Origin of the sequence: Stieleria varia, from assembly GCF_038443385.1 — a bacterium.
Classification (GTDB): domain Bacteria; phylum Planctomycetota; class Planctomycetia; order Pirellulales; family Pirellulaceae; genus Stieleria; species Stieleria varia.
Genome location: NZ_CP151726.1, coordinates 9,122,382 through 9,141,676 on the forward strand (window position 1 = coordinate 9,122,382; position 19,295 = coordinate 9,141,676).

13 protein-coding genes and 2 pseudogenes are annotated in these 19,295 nt (G+C 54.1%); 9 read left to right on the forward strand and 6 right to left on the reverse strand.

The genetic code is table 11. The features are described 5' to 3' along the window. Positions 1-54 precede the first annotated feature (54 nt). Positions 55-324, reverse strand: coding sequence for a hypothetical protein (locus tag Pla52nx_RS30835; RefSeq protein ID WP_146519403.1), 270 nt, complete (start codon positions 322-324; stop codon positions 55-57). 35 nt (positions 325-359) lie between these two features. Then, positions 360-560, reverse strand: coding sequence for a hypothetical protein (locus tag Pla52nx_RS30840; RefSeq protein ID WP_146519402.1), 201 nt, complete (start codon positions 558-560; stop codon positions 360-362). A gap of 135 nt (positions 561-695) precedes the next feature. Between Pla52nx_RS30840 and Pla52nx_RS30845 the strand changes: the two genes are divergently transcribed. Both Pla52nx_RS30845 and Pla52nx_RS30850 read left to right on the forward strand, forming a co-directional pair. Continuing rightward, positions 696-1,289 (forward strand): sigma-70 family RNA polymerase sigma factor, encoded by a 594-nt coding sequence (locus Pla52nx_RS30845; protein WP_231741872.1) that lies wholly within the window; start codon positions 696-698, stop codon positions 1,287-1,289. Between the two features lie 3 nt (positions 1,290-1,292). After that, complete coding sequence (locus Pla52nx_RS30850) at positions 1,293-4,370, forward strand: serine/threonine-protein kinase (protein WP_146519400.1); 3,078 nt, start codon at positions 1,293-1,295, stop codon at positions 4,368-4,370. Between the two features lie 135 nt (positions 4,371-4,505). On the opposite strand, the gene Pla52nx_RS30855 is transcribed toward Pla52nx_RS30850, so the two are convergent. From Pla52nx_RS30855 to Pla52nx_RS30865, 3 genes are read right to left on the reverse strand one after another with little or no spacing between them, the layout of a single operon-like run. After that, positions 4,506-5,822: a DUF1501 domain-containing protein gene (locus Pla52nx_RS30855; RefSeq protein ID WP_146519399.1), complete on the reverse strand. Its 1,317-nt coding sequence runs from the start codon at positions 5,820-5,822 to the stop codon at positions 4,506-4,508. Next, the gene (locus Pla52nx_RS30860; RefSeq protein ID WP_231741871.1) at positions 5,815-8,079 is read right to left on the reverse strand and encodes a DUF1592 domain-containing protein; all 2,265 of its coding nucleotides are present in this window, start codon (positions 8,077-8,079) and stop codon (positions 5,815-5,817) included. The genes Pla52nx_RS30855 and Pla52nx_RS30860 overlap by 8 nt, the downstream gene beginning before the upstream one ends. Before the next feature lie 51 nt (positions 8,080-8,130). Next, positions 8,131-10,731 (reverse strand): DUF7133 domain-containing protein, encoded by a 2,601-nt coding sequence (locus Pla52nx_RS30865; protein WP_197454455.1) that lies wholly within the window; start codon positions 10,729-10,731, stop codon positions 8,131-8,133. 539 nt (positions 10,732-11,270) lie between these two features. Between Pla52nx_RS30865 and Pla52nx_RS30870 the strand changes: the two are divergent. From Pla52nx_RS30870 to Pla52nx_RS30880, 3 genes and pseudogenes are all read left to right on the forward strand, one after another. Further along, positions 11,271-11,534, forward strand: a pseudogene (locus Pla52nx_RS30870) (GNAT family N-acetyltransferase); the annotation flags it as partial. Positions 11,535-11,660: 126 nt separating this feature from the next. Further along, entirely contained in the window at positions 11,661-13,319 is a 1,659-nt protein-coding gene (locus Pla52nx_RS30875) for an N-acetyltransferase (protein ID WP_231741911.1), read from the forward strand. Between the two features lie 3 nt (positions 13,320-13,322). Further along, positions 13,323-13,763, forward strand: a complete 441-nt coding sequence (locus tag Pla52nx_RS30880; protein ID WP_146519395.1) for an ASCH domain-containing protein — start codon at positions 13,323-13,325, stop codon at positions 13,761-13,763. Here the strand turns inward: Pla52nx_RS30880 and Pla52nx_RS30885 are convergent. Further along, positions 13,735-13,899 (reverse strand): annotated as a pseudogene (locus Pla52nx_RS30885) (DUF1501 domain-containing protein); the annotation flags it as partial. The gene Pla52nx_RS30880 and the pseudogene Pla52nx_RS30885 sit on opposite strands and share 29 nt — an antisense overlap. Positions 13,900-14,257: 358 nt before the next feature. On the opposite strand from Pla52nx_RS30885, the gene Pla52nx_RS30890 reads away from it, so the two are divergent. The 4 genes from Pla52nx_RS30890 to Pla52nx_RS30905 all read left to right on the forward strand — a co-directional run bounded on the left by Pla52nx_RS30890 (position 14,258) and on the right by Pla52nx_RS30905 (position 19,256). Next, positions 14,258-15,238 (forward strand): 3-keto-disaccharide hydrolase, encoded by a 981-nt coding sequence (locus tag Pla52nx_RS30890; protein WP_146519393.1) that lies wholly within the window; start codon positions 14,258-14,260, stop codon positions 15,236-15,238. 107 nt (positions 15,239-15,345) lie between these two features. Then, the gene (locus Pla52nx_RS30895) at positions 15,346-16,986 is read left to right on the forward strand and encodes a DUF1549 domain-containing protein (protein ID WP_146519392.1); all 1,641 of its coding nucleotides are present in this window, start codon (positions 15,346-15,348) and stop codon (positions 16,984-16,986) included. Positions 16,987-16,995: 9 nt separating this feature from the next. Then, positions 16,996-18,261 (forward strand): DUF1501 domain-containing protein, encoded by a 1,266-nt coding sequence (locus Pla52nx_RS30900; protein ID WP_146519391.1) that lies wholly within the window; start codon positions 16,996-16,998, stop codon positions 18,259-18,261. Continuing rightward, positions 18,258-19,256, forward strand: coding sequence for a WD40 repeat domain-containing protein (locus Pla52nx_RS30905; protein ID WP_146519390.1), 999 nt, complete (start codon positions 18,258-18,260; stop codon positions 19,254-19,256). The genes Pla52nx_RS30900 and Pla52nx_RS30905 overlap by 4 nt, the downstream gene beginning before the upstream one ends. Positions 19,257-19,295: the final 39 nt, after the last annotated feature.

Genomic DNA, 19,295 nt, shown 5'->3' on the forward strand with positions numbered 1-19,295 from the left:
GGAAGTCTGTAACCTTCGCCACCGTTGCGAGTGAACAAGACACGAAGGTGCTCGTCACTGGTCCCGTGCTTTGGCCATCATTTGGTGTACCAGCGAGGCCAGCGGGGCAGGAACCTCTGGTGACAAATCCGAGATGTCAGGAGGCGTATCGGAAACATGTGCCGTCATCTTTGCGAACGCAGTCGGATAACAACTGTCGGCAAATGGTGTTTGTCCACACAGCATTTTGAACAAGGTGCAGCCAGAGCGTAGATTGTCGGCACGAATGTCGACGTGACGACTGTCGTTGACTTGCTCGGGCGCGATGTAGTCAGCGGTTCCCATCGCTTGTCTCGGTGAACGAGGCCTTGTTCGTCAATCTATTGCAATGCCAGCACTGCCTGTCTTGCAATTTCACACGCGTCGCAGATCGCAAGATTGTCTGTTCGGCGAAGAATCTGACCGACGTCCAGTCCGTCAATGAACTCGGTGACCAACACGGAAAGATCATTGACCTCGCGAGCTGCCCATCCACGGCGGGGTGCCGAAACGCCAGCCAGGATCTCTCTTCGAACTCGCATCGCACCAGGTCGAGCAGCCGACGTGAGATCTCGCCATCCATATCGGATGGCGCTAACCGTATCGGCTCAATGTTTTTTCGGGAATTCTCTGTAACAATGACCGCCCAGATGTGTGTTGTCTTTAGGAGAAATCATTTGCAAGGTCCCGAAACACGAGCGTCATTGATCGGCAAACTGGGCAAGTCGGATTCCGACGATGCTTGGGCGGAGTTTGTGGAGCTGTACCGACCGTTGGTGGTTCGGGTGGCACTGGCCAAAGGGCTGCAGCATGCCGATGCGGATGACTTGGCCCAGGATGTTTTGGCGACGGTCGGTAAGGCAATCAACTCCTTCGATCCCCTCGCAGATGGCTCCTTTCGCGGATGGTTGTTCAAGATCACCCGTAATCTCTGCGTCAATCAACTAACGCGTGGCCCCTTTTCAGGAAACCGTGGTCCGATCGGATCGGGAGACAGCGATGTACATCGAATGCTCTTACAGCAACCTGCCGACGAAGCCACGGTCACATTGTTTGAAACAGAGCATCGTCGGCTTCGTTTTCAGCAAGCCGCCGAGATGCTGCAAGCGAGATTCACTGAATCGACGTGGCTTTCGTTCTGGCTGACCGCTGTCGATGGGCGATCGATCCAATCGGTTGCCGATGAACTCGGCATGACCGAAGGATCCGTGCGCGTGGCGCGTTGTCGCGTCTTGGCGAAACTCAAAGACACACTTCAATCGGATGACTAAACCATGATCGCACGCTTCCATTACGACGATGATACTTTGCAAAAGTTGCTTGAAGATGACATCTCCGATCTTCAAGATGAATTGAGCCACCACGTCGAAACTTGCCCGCAATGTCAAGATCGATTGGAGGAGATCACGCAACGGGGACTGACTTGGCAAGAAGCCGGCGAGATGTTGCGTGAGAACCAACTCGTAGGCGAGTCTCTCCGGGACTCGCAGTTTTCAGCGTCTCCGAGAAACGCCACGACGTATTTCCTGTCACCCAGCGATCGCCAGGATTCATTAGGACGATTTGGACGTTACGAGATCATGGAAGTTCTGGGCCGCGGCGGCATGGGTATCGTGATGCGTGGCTTCGATCCCGAACTCAATCGCTACTCAGCGGTCAAGGTACTTGCACCAGAGTTGGCCAGCAGCGCAGCGGCTCGCAAACGGTTTTCTCGAGAAGCCAAAAGTGCCGCAGCGGTCGTTCATCCGCACGTCGTACCTATCCAGACCGTTGATCAGCACGGCGGACTTCCTTATTTGGTCATGCCTGTCGTCGAAGGCCAAAGCCTGCAACAACGCGTCGAGCATGACGGGCCGTTGCCGATCATCGAAGTCGTCCGGATCGCAGCGCAGATCGCCGATGGCTTGGCTGCAGCACATGCTCAAGGTCTCGTTCATCGCGATATCAAACCGGCAAATATCCTGCTCGAAAACGGTGTCGAACGCGTCCAGATCACCGACTTTGGTTTGGCCCGCGCAGCAGACGATGCCAGCATGACACGCAGCGGCGTGATCGCTGGCACGCCTCAGTACATGTCACCCGAGCAAGCTCACGGCGACGAAGTCGACCAACGCAGTGATTTGTTTAGTCTCGGCAGTGTGATGTACTTCATGCTGACGGGGCGAAGTCCGTTTCGAGCCGAGACCACCATGGGTGTGCTCAGCCGTATCGCCAACGACCAGCCTCGACCGCTTCGCAGCATTCGTCCTGAGACACCAGCCTGGTTGGAACAAGTCGTCTTCAAACTGCTCGCCAAGTTGCCACAGGATCGCTATGTGTCGGCCGAGCAATCCAAGGACCTCTTGGCCGATTGCCTTGCCCATCTGCAGCAACCCACCGCAATTCCGCTGCCCGGGGGTGTTCCAGCTTTTGATGCTCAAAGGCATCCTGCTGCAGGGAACTCAGTGCTGAGTCGCCTGAAGGTTGGACACCAACGGGGGAAATTCTTTGCGCTCGCCGGGCTCGCATTCTCTCTGGTACTCGCCGGACTACTGATTGTTCTGGAGTTCAACAAAGGCACGCTCACGATCGAGTCGGAGGTCGACGATGTACAGATCCGAGTGCTTCAGGGAAGCAAGGTAGCGGAGCAACTAACGGTCTCGCGTCAAGGAAACCAGGTGCGTTTGGCGGCAGGAGAATACGTCGTCGAAATCGATGGTCAAATGGACGGGATCGATGTTGTCGACGGCGATGTGACGTTGACCCGAGGTGGTGCAGCGATTGTCAAAATCATGGATTCACGATCCAAGTCGGTTCAAGACGCAGTGCATCCCGAACTCGATGCCGTCGACACCGCGAATACCCAGCCTGAAATCGTTCACGACCGACCAAACCAGAATGGCATTGGCTTCAACGACGGATACGAACGTTATGTCCAGATCCAGGAACCGACAACCTCGGGCGGATCCCCCACGTCTCTGGCACCACCAAGCGACGAACAAATCCTCAAAGTACTGAAAGAAAAATCCCTGTTCCCCAGTGGGATACCGAGTGTCTACGAAATCAGTCGTGACGTTCAACGTATTGTGAAGGAAAAAACTGCAGACTATGTCGATCCAACTGGAATGTATCCGTTGATCGGCAAAGCTCGCATGCATCACGCGCACTACAAATGCAGCGTCTACTTTGATGAGAATGCTGATCTCACGTATCCCGTCACTCATTCAGTGAAGAACGGAACGCGTGTGGCTGTGATCTACATCGATCAAACTCATCTGCACAAGATCGATGACGCAGAGCCAGTTGCGGATTCAATCGATCTAGCGGCGGCACCCGAGAAAGCATTGCAAAGCTCCGTCATCGACTTCACCACCGTCTCGAATCTTCGAACGAAACTGCAGCAGGCAGATCAACGCGTGAATCAGGTCACCCAAAGCATCCGAGTCTGGGAAGAACGCGTGGAGATGTGGGAGAAAAATCCTGAAGGGCGAGTGGATGGAGAAGATGTCCCCAATTCAGATTCGATGGAAGATGCCCTGGCATCTCTGGAGTCCGTCAAGGATCAGCTTGCAACACTGCTGCGAGACCGAGAATTCTTGCACCGGGAAGTGACCTCCAGGTTCGTGATTCTGCGTAAACAAGCTGAGATAGCTAAAGGGGAACTCATCTTGGCCCAGTCTGAAATCGACACTCTCAAACGACTTTACCGACAGGGGATTGTCGCCAAGCACGAGATGGACAAAAAGCAGCAGGCTGCCGCAAAGGCGAGTTTAGAGTTAACCAGATTGGACAAGCTTGTTGAACAGTACATCTCCATTGTCCGAGAGTTCTCGCTGAGTGGTTCTGCAGGACGCAACTCGCAGCGCGAGCAGTCGGTGGATAACGCGGATCCTTTTGCCAGCAGAGGTACGATGCAGGTCTTGTTTCAAGGACCAGAAAACGCAAGAGCGGTGCTGAAGACGAAAGATGGTCGTGAAATTGCGTTCCCCGAACGTGTGAATCTCCGATCCGGAGAGATGTATGCTTTCTCGCTTTCGCATGTCCCCGGGTACCCTGACTTGAGACTGTCAGGCGCCATCGGTCTGTCCAACGTCAGCGTACAGGCTCTTGCTCAGGCCCAGGCCTACTACGATTACAACGCGATTCCGATCCAGATCACAAACGCTGATATCGAGGCATGCAAGAATGGCATCTCCGTGACCAAGGTTGTCTATCTCCCCCGAAGTCAAGAGTTCACCGCGGTCTTCTCACCAGTGGAGACGCTTGATTCAAAACGTATTGATCCAGGCATCGATGTCGTCGCCGAAGCGGAGCGACTTGGAGTCCTGCTGGCGGTGCTGAAACTTGATAAAAGTAGTGAACCAAATGATTAGCCCGGCTTATTCGGGCGACTAAAAGACGTAATGGATTTCACCAGAACTCCCATGCGCAAGGAATTCTGGCGAATCCCACTACCAAGTGCGCCAATAACTGTATCGTTGGCCCTTAGTGACCCCTTGACGTCTCGCTCAAGTTTCGCCGATGCCCCACAGGTCTGCGAGCTTCTCGGTCTCCGCCACTTTGAAGGGAAATCTTTCAGCGAAAGGATGGTCGGCCACCCCAGCTAATTCACGCAATGCGATGTGAATGTGTTCTGGACGAACCCGTATGCCATTTTCAGGATTGAGTGAGAGCGATTGAGGATCAAATGGGTGAGGCATTTGGGCATCGTCCGTAGCGCCGATGACTCGGTTTCCACGAATGCCGGGTCCAAGAAACATGATGGAGCCGATTGACCAGTGGTCTTTTCCGTCGCCATTGTTGTAGTTTGGCGTTCGTCCCATCTCACTTTGCATCACCAAAACCAGCTTCTCACGAATCTGCAATTCCTCGGCACGACGCAACAAGTAGTCGATGCTGGCCAGCAAACGTGGCAGTAGTTTCATCTGGTCTTCGTCGTTTTTCTGATGACTGTCGAACTGGCCAACGGTCAAATTGGCCGAGACGCAAACGCCGGCTTTGAAGCTAGCGAGGGCGATCTCCGCCTGCTGCGAAAGAGGATCTTTGGGGACCGATTTGGGGATGTGCGGAGTGATTCGTGAAAGCGACTGTGAATTCCACTGAGCTGCATACAACATGCTCTCTGCACGCTTTTGTCTTGGCAAGCTCGACCGCGTCGCAGATCGTTGGTTTTGTTTGGCGAGCGTTTGTTCGATTCGGTCACTCGCAAAGTCATCGTGGTAGGGATGTTGAGTTGCCCCATGCACCGAATCGGCGTTCGCCAATAGCTTGAGCGACTGGATGTAGGGAACGCGGGCCATGGGAACCAAATTGGCAGTCGCTGAATAGTTGCCAAAAGTCAAGAACGACAGGGGGCATTCTGGGCCGCGACATGCCGCGACCAATGCGGCAAACGTCGGATAGGCCGCGCTATCCAAATGCCCGGTCGCCATGTAACGACTGCACGGTGAATGATTGTTGACCGAGTAATCGAGACCGTTGAGCACCAATAACTCTTTGGCGTACCGTGCGAAGAAGTCCTCGTTACTCATTCCTTCAGTGATGTGCTTGCTTGTCGGCGCGAATTTGATCTCACCCTCCGTCAGAATGTCTCCATTGTCGTACAGTCGATTGATGCCGCCAACGCCTTTGGGATCCATCAGATAGGTCGTGTCCCAGCCACCGGACGCATTGACGACAACGTAGAAAGGGCCGTCATAGGGCGGCTCAGATTCTGATTCATCGTCCGCACACGCCGTGGCGGTCAGCCCGATGCCAGCAGCACCAAACAACCTCAAAAGGTCGCGTCGATGATGAATGCTGTCCCGAATTGATGCATCACTCATACAGAAACTCCCGACGTCTCAATAGATAGGTGACCACTGACCGCCAAGCGCGGAGCGTGTAGTGTGGATCGGGGTCGCGCGGGCTGGGTTCGTCTCCACTTTTGCAAAAGTAGCTTTCTCTGGGCTCGACACTCTTGATCGTGGCAGCTTCCTGAACGATGCCGGTGAACAACTCGTATGTCTGGGCCACTTCGGCGGAATCGGCGTCATCTTCACGACCCAAGATATGCCAGTGCAGATGCACAATCGCCTCGCGGATCTTACGTTCAGATTCCGGATCGTCATCATCAGGCACAACGTCGATCTCGATGTTCGGAAACAGCAACCGCTGCTCCGCCGGCAGAGCAAAATCCGCAGCCACATTCTTGCAGGCGACATCATTGGCGAGGATCCGTTGCAGAGCACCGATCGCACCGCTCGGATCAGCCAGTCGTTCGGTGACCTCCTTTGAGTCGATACCGCCATACAGAATGGCATAGCTGTCATCCAAGCGTCCCCACGGTTTGCCAAACACCGCAACGATCTTACGTTCGACTTGTTCGGGGCTCAGCATTCGAACCACACCGATGTCATCCAGTTCGGCCAGACGATCGACATCGTCTGGATTCGACAACCCATCAGCTCGGTAGAACTTCGACGTCGCGATGACTTGGAAGATCACTTTCAAGTTGTAGCTGCTCGCTGCGAACTGCTTCGCCGCATTGTCGATCAACTCACGCTGTGCCAAGAAAGCTTTCCGCCGAGCGGCAAAATGTGGGTCGTCGATGTCGTCGGGAGCCGCAAGCACCGTGCGGCCCATCAGGAGGTAGTAGACATGTTCGGCCATTGCGATTGCGAATCGTGGATCTTTCGATGTTTGTTCTCCCAGCCATGGGAGTGCTCGCCAGCGATCCTCTTCGGCAAGATCGATTCCTTCGGATCCGGCAGCGAACATGTCGGTGAACCAGCCATCTTTCCTTGGACCGTAGTGACCATCTTCGTTGTAGTAGTCCTGGAACAGCGCAGCGATCGGATCGATGGTTCGATGGCAAACCACACATTCAGCCGCCTGCATGGTCGGGGTTTCGTACTTGGCATCAATGGCCGCCGCGTCGCTGACTCGCGGTGCCAAGTTCATGATGTCGACACCCAGGAAATGCTGATAGTACATCCGCGCCCGCAAACGATTTCGGTTTGTCTCGGTGGTGGGATATCGCCGCAGGTATTGAAACATGCTCAGCAAACCAGCATGAGGGTAGAAACCATCGGCCGTCGGCTGCACTTTCCCATTGCGGTGTACCAACGCATGGAGCCTCGCCGGAATGAACTCATAGGGATCATCCGGGTCATCAAACTGGTTTTGCACTTCGTCAAAAATGCCGTATCCACGAGCAGTGTAGGGTGACACCATTGTGTAGTCGGCGGTCAGGATCTCGCTGAACGGACGCTCGTTCTGAACGATATATCGGACCAGTTCCATGGGTTCGCGGCGGAGTGCTTCGCGGTATTGATCGGCAAGTTTGTAACGGGCTTTTTGACGTTCCTTTTCAGGTAGATGATCGAGGCTGAATTTCTGATACCAATGACGTGTTTTCTCGAAGTGGTTGTACGACAACGCGTCGTCGCCATTTCCGTTGTAGCCTCGCGTTAGAAAGATGTCATTGAATCCTTCCTGCAATCGTTGGTAAAACGCGTCCTCTTTCATGACGGACGCCAAAACAGATTCGATGCCTTTCAAGCCTTGTGAAGCGATCATTTTCCGCTCGTCGTCGGTCGGCAAGCGAGCAGCCAAAGACAGTGTGATCCGACGCAGCAACCGCTGATCCGTCAGCATGATCACTCCGTCAAAAAATCCAGCCAAGTCATCCACTGTCGGCGGCGAGCTCAGTCGGGACGGGTTCTCTTGGACTCGACGAACGAATTCCTCCAAGATGCGAAGCTCTGTTGAGCCTGCCTTGATGACTTCGCCGCCTCCATGATCCAGCCCTCCAGTCGCCTTGGCTACCAACCTTGATCGCCCATCCTGCTCCAAGTGCAGAGCCATCGCCGTGAAGGACTTGCAATTCTGCAGGATGCTCATACGGTCGTTCAGTCGAAAATCACTTTCTTCCGCTTCTCCGCCCTCTCTGTGGCACTTCATGCAAATCCGCTCGCCCACTTTGATCCACGAATCATGGAAGGCGTTTGCCGCAAAGCAAACCGGCTTTTTCCCGTCATCAGCGAACACAGCGTGCGAAAACGCCTGTAGCAAGATGAGGACAAGTATGCGGCAGGTCATTTGAAGTGTCATTGAATCGAAAACGTTCCAAGGCAGTTTTGTTGATGCAATCTACAGCGAACTCAAATACGCGACCAAGTCAGCGACGTCTTGATCACTCAGGCCCTCCAGCAAACCCTCGGGCATCAATGACGAAGACGCTGGGCGAATCAACTCAATCATATCCGTATTGACCCGGACGGTCTTTGCATCGGCGGTCAACAATGTCAGCCCGTCGACACTCCTATAGATTTCCATTCCGATCACAACCTCTCCATCGGTCGTCAAAACCTGTGTCGCTCGGAAGCGATCGGGAATCGAGTGACTGGGGTCCACTGTAGCACGCAACAGATCCGCTGGACCAAATCGTTTGTTGATCCCCGTCAACGATGGGCCCAGTGCTTTGGCTCCGTTGTGGCAATTGGCACATTGTCGAACCTGGAACAATGTCTTTCCTCGCTCCACGTTCCCGGACATCGCGACCAATGCGAGGATGGCGGGTGACTTTGCCAACCAGGCTTGCACGGTTTCAGATGCACTCTCACGCTCGGGAATTTCCTGCCCCAACTGTTTGAGGGCTTTTTCAGCGGCTTCGCGGACTGACTGATTGAATGAAAAGACTGCTCGGTTCAGTTCATGCACGTCGGATTCCGTGGGATGGCTCGCCAAGCACATCCAGCCTGCGTCGCGTGTTTCGTCTCGCTTGAGCCACTCCCTTACGACAGTTCGTGGAACGGCATCGTCACCTTGTGCGATGAAATGAGCAACGTCAGGGTCGATCGTCTCGTCGGAAACTGCTAAGCACTTGCGGCGAGCAAACTCCAATCCCTCGGGGTTCATCTGTTTGGTCCAAACCAGATGCGTGGGGTGGCCAAATGCGGGATTTGAGACCAAACGAGCTTCGACCAACGAGTCACGTCGTCGCAGTGCAACCAGCAGTTCACCGAGTCGCTCAGACCAGTTGCGATCGACATTCATCTCGCGTTCTGAGATTTCGATCGGAATCTGCAGCATCAATTGGACGACATCGTCAGTCATCTCATCACTGCGTGAGACAGGCAGTCGAGCCAACGCGATCAGACGATGAAGTCGTTCGGTGGGCGATTGCATCTCCTTGGCGTCTGCAGCGATCGCGTTCCAGGCGGCTTGCGATTCGGGTTCCAAGACCGCAAGCGTACGTACGACTTCGTGTCGTAGCTCGTTCGATGCATCGGGATGTTTCAGCATCACGCACAGCTTTTCTGTTGCCGATTCAATCAGATTCGAATCCAGTCGAGGACGAATCACGCCGCGATACCCATCAAACACCGCGGCCACTTGCTCTTCGCCACGAGGATCTTTGGCGGCTCCAGGACCCAAGCCACCTACACTTTCGATCAACAACGCCAAGGCAGAAAGACGCTCTGCATCATTGGTGTCTGCGTCCAAGCGTTCCATTGCCAGGTTCGCTGCGTCTGATTCGATCGTCGGTTCAGGACGATTCCGAAGCTCACGTATCTTCTTACCGATGTGAGACTCATGCTTTGACGTTTCGGTGTTCGGCCAAATCACATCACGCTGACGTGGTGCACTTTGATTCGGCCGAGCTGCGTCGATCAAGTACAAGCCACCTCGACTTCCCCGGCCTCCCACACTGACCACGACCCTGCCATCGGGCGTTGACGTGATGTCGGTCACTGCAAAGCCAGCGATGTCGATGGGCTTTGCAACCTCTTCGATGCTCCTATCGTCGCCGACGAAGACGACGCGTCCAAAGGTCCAATCCAGCACCCATACGCCATTTTGGAACCGATCCGGCAGACGATTGCCGTGATACCGCAAAACCCCCGTTGGCGACCCGCGACCCAACTCTGCCAACTGGATCGGCATCTGAGGGTCGTATCGGGGACGTTTCCAACTTCGCGAGACCCAACCAGCATCATCGCCCTGGGCAGTACGAAAGACTCTCGTTGGTCGATACCAAGGCAGGCTGATGTCGCGTTCGCCATCGCTGTCAAACACATCGATCATTCCGTTGGGAGCGAAATCAAAGTCGTAAGCATTGCGAAAGCCATGCGCCCAGACTTCTCGCTTGCTCCAATCGGGCGAGATCCGCCAGATCACGCCATCATGCGGCTTGGGAAATGTGGGCGACTCAACATTCTGTAGTTCGAACATCTGTCGGTTCCCGTTGCCCGCGATGAGGTACCAGTAGCCATCGGGTCCCATCCGCAGCGCGTGGGCCTCGTGCTCGCCGCCCGTTTTTATTTCAAGCATCTGGCTTGGTTCAGAATCAACGAATCCGTCGTCGTCCGTGTCGGCGACTTTCCAGATTCCGTTGTTCGCGGTGTAGTAAAGGTCACCGTCATGGAAACACAAACCTTGCGCACCATGGTTCAAGCCGTCGACCAGTGTTCGAGACGTCTCGAAAACGCCATCACCGTCGCCATCCATCAGTACTCGAATGTAACCCGGCCCCGAAGCGACAATGCGCCCAACCGGGTCCGTGGTAATCGCCGTACAATCTGGCACCAAGTCGTCATCAGCGACTTGCCGGATCGTCAGACCCTCAGCCACCCAAATCGAATCAGCCGCATCGATGAAAGAAACAAACGTGGCGCAGATCATGATCGACCAAACGCTGACGTACCCAACTCTGCCGAATGGACTTCGCCGATTTGATATTCCAGTCATAACTTTGCAACAAAGGTGAGACGCGAAAGGAAGGACGTGCATCTTACCTGGAGAAAGTGACCGATGATGACACCGGTGCAAAATGCGCAAAGATATGACGAGTTTTGCAATCAAATCTAGTCAATGATCCGGCGTAGACATGCCTCACCGAACCAGCATTGACAAGAGGAAGCACTTTCTCGGCCAATTGATGTCGCTTCTCTCCTGCGATTCCACAGTAGGTGAGTCAACGCATTGGCTTTTCTAAGGGCGATAAAGTTCTCGTCTTACAAATCGTTCGGTCCCAACGTCGCAGTCCATCGTCGATACTAACGCACCAAGTCATCATTGCTGACCGCGTGTACAGAGATAGCTTCTTGGCGTTACACTATTCGTACCCATTCGGAGGAAGCAAACACAGAATTCGGAACGGTCCTCTCAAACCTTTGGATTCAACCGCTGTTTGCGATGAAGAAAGCTGCGAGGAATAGAAAAGGGGCAACCAAGTGAGTAGCAAAGTGGAGATTCGGTCAGTCAAGTCCGTTGATGACCTCGATGCAGTGAAGAAGATATACCGCACTCAAAAAGCGTTGCTGGGTTTTCTTCCCGACGGAGCGTTTCAGCAGCGAGCGGATTCCGATCAGATTTACATCGTTTGGGTCGATGGCCAAGCTGCTGGGTACGTACTGTTCTCCACCAATCAGAGTTACGAGGTGCGAATCGCTCATTTGTGTATCTTGGACCGATTTCAAGGCCGAGGTTTTGCGAAGCAACTCATTGCCGCTCTTGTGAAGGCTCATCCGACGCACTCGCGCATTCGGCTGAATTGCCGAGCCGACTACCCGGCCGCTCATATTTGGCCGCGTCTTCATTTCACCGAAGTTCGACGATTCGCTGGAAAGAAGCAGGACGGTAGCGAATTGATCGCGTTTCATTTACCAATCAGTGAAATGCCTCTGTTCGACAGCCTCGACGGGGCGGATGAAACAGCGACTGTTGTCTGTGACACGATGGTTTGCATCGACCTGGAAAATACGGATCGACCACATCACCGATCGAGTAGCGGTCTGCGGGCGGATTGGCTAGTCGATGAGATTAGCTTGAAGGTTACACCGGAGATTTTGACTGATCTTGGTCGACAGGATGAACCGCTTCGCAGTGACATGGTATCGGCAGTCAAACGCAGATGGGATCAAGTCGTCGCGGATCACTTGAAAGTCGAGCAGCAGTTGCGAGAAGTTCGCAAGATCATGGGCGACCCAAAGAATGATTCGAGTGCATCGGATCAGCGTCACATCGCAATCGCAGCGGCTGTTGAAGCCGCTGCGTTCGTGACTCGTGATGAAGAAATATTGAGTTTTCGCGAACCGATCCTCAGCTCGCTCGGACTGCGTCTGCTTTTGCCATCCGAGTTCATCACGGAATACGATTCGGTCCTGAACTCCCATCGTTATCAGTACCGCGAACTATCTCGGTCGGGCATCGAACGAACCCGTGTTCGCTCGATCGACGAGTTTGATTTGAAGTTGTTTGTCGACCAAGCAAGAGGGGAGCGATTGAAGTCGTTTCGGGCCGAACTGAACGCGATGCTCGCTGTTCCGCGAGAGTGGGAGATCTATCGGGTCAGTTCGCGAAGCAACGAGAATATCGCTCTGATCGCGATACGAGTCTTGGAGGACGGCGGGCGAGATGTTCGCCGACTTCGATTAAATCGTGATCTCGTTGGTACGCGTTTTGGCCGCATCCTCGTGGAGTACTTCGCCGATCAACCGCTCGGTGCTTGGCGAAGTGGTGAGCGAAGAACCGTAACAATTAGCGATTTGTGTCCGTCTCCGTTGCTTTTGGACGCGTGTGCGCGGCGGGGATGGTGCCACGCGGGCGATTCGATGTGGCGGCTTTCCTTACCGGGCTGTTGGACACAGGACGCCTTGCGGTCCGAATTATCGTCGCTGCTAATGGCGGGCAGGGTACCGTCAAGAGTGATCGAAGAAATTCTGCAACTCGTCGATTTGGATCATTCGGCTTCCGGCAATGAATCGGAAACACAGCGATTGGAACGATTGATCCATCCTGGCAAAGTCGTATTCGGTCAACTTCCCACCTGGGTTATTCCGATACAGCCACGATGGGCACAGGAACTTTTTGATTTCCGGCTTTGGGATTTGCCGCTTTTTGATCCCGAAACATCGCTGGTCATCAATCCTGACTCGGCGTACTACAAGCGTCCAAGGAATAGCCCAACCGCACCGTTTGGCAGGATACTGTGGTACGTCAGCGGGAACGAGGAAAAGGGTGGTGGTAAGATTCGAGCGTGTTCAGCATTGACCAGACGTGTCGCCGGCACCGTTAAAGATTTGTTTCGGGAGTTTCAGCGGTTTGGTGTCTACGAGTGGCATCATTTGATGAAACACTTCAAAGACGCTGAGGCTCAGGGACTTGCGATAGAGTTCACGAGCACCGAACTGTTCGAAAGCCCAATGTCCCGTGACGACGTCAATGATGTGTTGGAGTCACATAGAATGAAGCGACAAATATTTCCCTCCGCTGTTGCTATTCCTGACGAAGCTTTTCAAGAAATCTATTTGCGATCTACAAAGAGCGAGACTTGACCGATGCTTTTTCTTTCAATCCATCCCAAGCATGTTCAAGCAATCGTTGAAGGCCGAAAGACAGTCGAGCTTCGCAAACGCAAGCCAAGTATTGAGCCAGGCTCTATGGTCGTCATTTACGCGACAACTCCAAAATGTGAGGTCGTCGCAGTTGCTGCCGTCGGAGCCATTCAAGTTGGAAAACCGAGCGAAATTTGGCGAGAGTGTGGCGAACTAGCGGCGGTGTCCGCAAGAGTTTTTGATGACTATTTCTACGGAGCGGAGAAGGCAGTCGGCATCCACCTATCGAACATCGGAGTATTCAAAACGCCTGTCTCATTGCCAGAGCTTCGCCGACGATGGGACGGTTTTCAACCGCCGCAACAGTATCGATACCTGAACCCATCGCAACAAAAGTTTATCACGACAAGAGAAATCAAACGCGGCGGTTGCTTGACCAGCTAGCTGCGGCATTGGTCAAGCGATTGTCGCGATAGTGGGGCAATCGGTCGTGTTCAAATCCCACCAAGTGCAATCTCGTTTCGTGAAAGTCACGCACGTGAACAGGCTTCTCCACCGCCCGCAATCCATGTTCGTCGCTCGCTCCATGATCTCTCGGGCAAGAGTGGCCAAGCTACTTCACTTGTTTTCAGCACTCCCCTCTGAACAACGCACCCGCGTGATCTCCAGAGGATGCGAATAGATGTTGCGAGACAACGACATTTCTTACAGGCGTTGTTGCTATACTTTTTGAATGTGACCTATGAACGACCACTCCGGCATGTGCCCCCCCCCCGCCCGCAACTTCCATTCCTATGCCCAATCAAGAGAATCGTCGCCAATTTGTTCTCGGCGCGGGCTCCGAGGCTGGCGTGGGATTCTGATTCTCCGCTTCTATTGCATAATCTGCAGGTTAGAAACCTGCACCACGCGATCTTTACCCGAAACAGAAACCTCAAATGAAACTCAATTTGTTCCTTTCCACTCTTTTCTTTGCTTTGACTCCATTCACCAGCTTCGCCGACCAAGCAGGCAAAGCATTTACCGATGCAGCATCTGCGGGACCCGCGTTTGCTCTGCAAGGGGAGTACAGAGGGACGGTAACGACCGAGGAAGGCGAAAAGAAGTTTGGCGCACAGGTGATCGCACTTGGTGGCGACGAATTCACCGTCGTCGGGTTTCACGGTGGCCTTCCAGGCGACGGATGGAAACGCGGCGACAAGCAAATGACGATACCTGCCAAACTGGTCGACGGAAAAATCCAGGGCATGACTGATGGGGGCGAGTTTGAGATCGCTGACGGAAAGATCACGGTCACTGTCGATGGTGAAACGATCGGCAGGTTCGAAAAAGTAGAACGCAAGAGCCCCACGCTGGGCGCCAAACCACCAGCAGACGCAGTGGTTCTCTTTGACGGTTCATCCGCAGACGCATTTGAGAATGGCAGCGTGATCGAAGGCGACTTACTGGGAGCCACCAACTGTTTCACAAAAGATAAGTTTGGTGATCATCATCTGCACATCGAGTTTCGCACCCCGTTCATGCCGGACGCGCGTGGTCAGGGACGTGGAAACAGCGGCGTTTACATCCAAGGCCGTTACGAAATGCAGGTGCTCGATTCGTTCGGCCTGGAGGGCAAGAACAACGAGTGTGGTGGAATCTACTCGATCTCAGAACCGATCGTGAACATGTGCTTTCCGCCACTCTCCTGGCAGACGTACGACATGGATTTCACTGCGGCACGCTACGATGCCGATGGCAAAAAGATCAAAAACGCTCGGGCAACCATCAAGCACAACGGAGTGGTGATTCACGATGATTTGGAACTGACCCACGGGACTCCCGGCTACCACGCCGAAGGTCCTGGCCCCGACTCACTTTTTCTACAAAACCATGGAAATCCGGTCGCCTTTCGCAACATCTGGGTCGTCAAAAAGTAAACTGAAAGCAGATCGCTTGCCCTCCCGCCTCGCCGCTGTCCTGCCCTGCCTGCTTAACTTCCTGCCTGCTAGCCTTCCTGCCCCCGCCTCCTGCCCGATAGACTTCGATGCGTCTCGCTCATTGCTGGATACTATCAGTCGGTGTCGCATGCCTTAGTGTTGTATGCCTCAGACCGCAGACATCCCTTGGATCGGATGTTTATGAGCTCGCCAAACGCATTGACCGGCACATTGATGCGAGATTGAGATCCGAAGAAATCACGCCGACCGATTTCGTTGATCATGCTGCATTCTTGCGGCGCGTCACGCTTGACTTGGCAGGTCGCATTCCCACACAGTCTGAGTTGGACGACTATTTGAATGCGGAACCCCGTGATCGAAAGCAAAGGCTTGTCAAGCGGCTGATTGAGTCGCCCGACTTTGCCTATCACCAACGCAATCAATTGGACATCTTGCTGCTGTTGCGTCAGGAGCACAATGACAAATGGCGTGAGTACTTGTTGGAGGCGACTCGTGACAATCGGCCCTGGGATCGACTGTTTCGCGAAATCATGCTCCCAGAAGAATCGCCCAGCAGCGATCCGCGGCCGGTTGCATTCTTGAAGCGACGGACGAACGACCTGGACGCGATGACCAACGATTCGAGTGTCACTTGGTTTGGCGTCAACGTTGCCTGTGCCAAATGCCACGACCATCCGCTGGTCAGTGATTGGACACAGGCACACTACTACGGCATGGCGGCATTCTTTCAACGTACGTTTCAGACTCGAAAGGGATTCATTGGCGAGCGGTTCGATGGACGGCCGAAGTTCACTGACGAGAACGGCGAGCAGCAGGAGGCCGAATTCATGTTCTTGACGGGAACAAAGGTGGCCGATCCGCCACTTGAGTTCTCCGAAGAAGAACTCAAACAGTTGAACGAACAAATCAAGCAAGCCGAACGCGATGATAAGGCTGAAGTCCCGCCGCGACCCGATTTTCGCCCCCGCGCACGTCTGGTTGAACTCGCACTCTCGGACGACCAGCAGCAGTTCTTTGCCAGGAACATCACCAATCGCATCTGGGCGAGGTTTTTTGGACGCGGGATCGTGCATCCGCTGGACCAAATGCACTCAGAGAATCCACCCAGTCATCCTGAATTGCTCAGTGAACTCTCTGATGATCTGCGTGAGTCTGGCTATGACCTCCGAAGGCTGATTCACGCCATTGTTCTTTCAGAACCCTATGCCCGATCGGTCGAGCGAGCATCAGACGCAGCGCCGATGCCCCCGGAACTGTTTGCCGCCGCCGTTCCAAGACCGCTTTCACCACGTCAACTTGCCCTTTCGCTGAGAATGGTCTCAATCGGCCCGGAAAAGATGCTCCAGTGGCAATCCAATGAATGGGAGAAACAGCGCGAGCAATTGGAGCGTCAAGCCGATGGATTGGCCCGCAGTCTCGTGATTCCCGACGACGATGAATTTCAAGTTCCTGTCAGTGAGGCTCTGTGGTTCAGCAACAACCAGACAATCGAGAACGACATCCTGAACGGATCGGGTGATCGCTTGGTGGGGTACCTTAAAACGCTGGAGTCAGACTCACAACTGGTGAGCGTTGCCGTCAAAGTCATCTTGTCACGCGAAGCCGACGATGAGGAAACCCAGGCGATGGCAACTTACTTACGTAGCCGCACGGATCGACGCGAGCAAGCAATCAAGCAGATCCTTTGGTCTTTGCTTGGTTCACCAGAATTTCGTTTCAATCACTAGGATGATGTTATGAACCAAATGATCAACCGCCGCGCCTTGTTGCGTGCCGCGGGAGCGACAGCCGTCGTGTCAAACATGGCGGCGATTGACGCGTTGTCTCAACCATCATTCGCCAGTGAGTTGGCTCGTGGCGAAAAAAGTGTGATCTTGCTCTGGCTGGCTGGTGGAGCGAGCCAGTTGGAAACCTGGGATCCCAAGCCGGGACGGCTGACCGGAGGACCGTTTTCCAAGATTCAAACCTGTATACCTGGTGTCGAAATCTCGGAGCTGTTGCCCAAGATGAGCACCCGGCTGGACGAGACAGCCATCATTCGATCATTGAACACCAAGATCGGAGACCATGGACAAGCCTATGAGTTGATGGATCGAGGCCGCGTCGGGGAGCCAGGTGTCCGTTTCCCGCATCTTGGTGCCATCATCTCGCATGAATTGGGCCAGATCGATAGCCGAGTTCCAGACTATGTTTCGATGTACACGTCAACGGAAGGTCGACGGCAAGGCTCTGCCGGTTTCCTCGGCGCTCGCTACAACCCGATGTTCTTGACGGAGAAGATGATGCCGGAGAATATCGGGCGTCACGATGCGATCAGCCAAGTCGACCATCAAGACCGCGCGGCTCTACGGGACTTTTTGGCCAAGCGGTTTGTTCGCGATCTAAAGAATCCATCGGTCCATAGCCACGAGAACGCTTACGAGCGTGTTCACGGGTTGATGGCATGTGATTACCTGTTTGATATCGACAAAGAGCCCCAGTCGATGCGAGATCATTACGGCCCCACCCAATTTGGACAGCAGTGTTTGATCGCCCGTCGGTTGGTCGAGGCGGGGGTTCCGTTCGTCAAGGTTGCCCGAGCATGGTGGGACAGCCACGGCCAGAATTTTGAAACACATCAAGAACTGTGTGCCGATCTCGATCAGTGCATGAGTGCGTTGCTGGACGACTTGAAACAACGCGGTCTGTTGGAGAAAACTCTCGTCATCACTCTTGGTGAGTTCGGTCGAACCCCGCAGATCAATGGTAGCCTCGGACGAGACCACTTTGCCAACGCGTGGAGTTGTACGTTGAGTGGTTGCGGCATCCGCGGAGGAGTCGTTCACGGCAAGACCGATGAGGATGGGCAAAGTGTTGTTGAAGGTGAGATGAACGCTGGCGATTTGTTTGCAACTATCTTTGCCGCGTTGGGAATAGAGCACGACAAAGAATACATGGTCGGTAGCCGACCGGTTCCGCTAAGTGACTTCGGCAGCACACCCTGTCGCGAGGTGCTCGCATGACTCCCGATACTCTCAAAAAGGTCTCAGACTGGCGTTTCGGAGACATCCTTTTTTGCGTCGCAACGGACCAGCAGAACGATCGCATCTGGTTCGGCTCCTCCGATTTTCACGTTTACGAACTCAATACCTCTGAGGAGAAACCGCAGCGAGTCGCCTTTGAAGGCGACGGTCACGAAAGTTATGTGACGGGACTCGTGCGAGTCGGCAAGGCATTGGTCTCGTGTGGCTACGATCGTCGTCTCGTTTGGTGGGACATCGAGTCCAAGCGATCCACACGTCGAACCGTTGCGCATGACAAGTGGATACGTTGTGTCGTCGCTTCACCAGATCAGTCGCGGTTGATCACAGTCGCCGATGACATGCAATGCAAGGTTTGGGATGCCACCTCAGGTGAAATGCTGGCGAGCTTCAGTGATCACAGCGCACTGACGCCGCATCACTATCCGTCTATGCTTTATGTCGTCGCAGCCTCCCCTGACGGCCGCTGGATCGCAACCGGTGACCGAATCGGTCACGTCGCGATCTGGGATGCGAGTTCCTTTGAAAAGGTCGGCGAGCTGGAGACTCCCATCATGTACACATGGGATCCGAAAGCACGCCGGCACAGTACGGGTGGCATTCGATCGCTCTCGTTCTCGCCGGACAGTCGTCGATTGGCGGTCGGTGGGGTTGGCAAGATCGGAAACATTGACCACCTGGATGGTCCGGCTCGTCTGGAGGTTTTCCAGTGGTCGACTGGAACTCAGGCTCTGGAACGAGAAGACAACAAAAAGAAGGGTTTGATCGAACAGATCGTGTGGTCGCCTGACGGAAAATGGATTCTGACGGCAGGCGGTGACAACAACGGCTTTGTAACCATCTACGACGCTGAGTCTGGTGAGTTGTCGCATCAAGACGGACAGGACGGTCACATTCATGCCGTCGCATTCGACCATGATTTTTCTAACTTCTATGCTGCCTCACACCATCGCGTCACGCGTTGGACGATTTCCTGAGGCAGTCTCTTTCAATTAACCATCTCATTCAGCTCAACC

Coding starts and splice junctions, on each gene's coding strand:
- Pla52nx_RS30835 (WP_146519403.1), bottom strand. CDS start 324: ATGGGAACCGCTGACTACATCGCGCCCGAGCAAGTCAACGACAGTCGT.
- Pla52nx_RS30840 (WP_146519402.1), bottom strand. CDS start 560: ATGCGAGTTCGAAGAGAGATCCTGGCTGGCGTTTCGGCACCCCGCCGT.
- Pla52nx_RS30850 (WP_146519400.1), top strand. CDS start 1,293: ATGATCGCACGCTTCCATTACGACGATGATACTTTGCAAAAGTTGCTT.
- Pla52nx_RS30855 (WP_146519399.1), bottom strand. CDS start 5,822: ATGAGTGATGCATCAATTCGGGACAGCATTCATCATCGACGCGACCTT.
- Pla52nx_RS30860 (WP_231741871.1), bottom strand. CDS start 8,079: ATGACCTGCCGCATACTTGTCCTCATCTTGCTACAGGCGTTTTCGCAC.
- Pla52nx_RS30865 (WP_197454455.1), bottom strand. CDS start 10,731: ATGACTGGAATATCAAATCGGCGAAGTCCATTCGGCAGAGTTGGGTAC.
- Pla52nx_RS30875 (WP_231741911.1), top strand. CDS start 11,661: ATGCCTCTGTTCGACAGCCTCGACGGGGCGGATGAAACAGCGACTGTT.
- Pla52nx_RS30880 (WP_146519395.1), top strand. CDS start 13,323: ATGCTTTTTCTTTCAATCCATCCCAAGCATGTTCAAGCAATCGTTGAA.
- Pla52nx_RS30890 (WP_146519393.1), top strand. CDS start 14,258: ATGAAACTCAATTTGTTCCTTTCCACTCTTTTCTTTGCTTTGACTCCA.
- Pla52nx_RS30895 (WP_146519392.1), top strand. CDS start 15,346: ATGCGTCTCGCTCATTGCTGGATACTATCAGTCGGTGTCGCATGCCTT.
- Pla52nx_RS30900 (WP_146519391.1), top strand. CDS start 16,996: ATGAACCAAATGATCAACCGCCGCGCCTTGTTGCGTGCCGCGGGAGCG.
- Pla52nx_RS30905 (WP_146519390.1), top strand. CDS start 18,258: ATGACTCCCGATACTCTCAAAAAGGTCTCAGACTGGCGTTTCGGAGAC.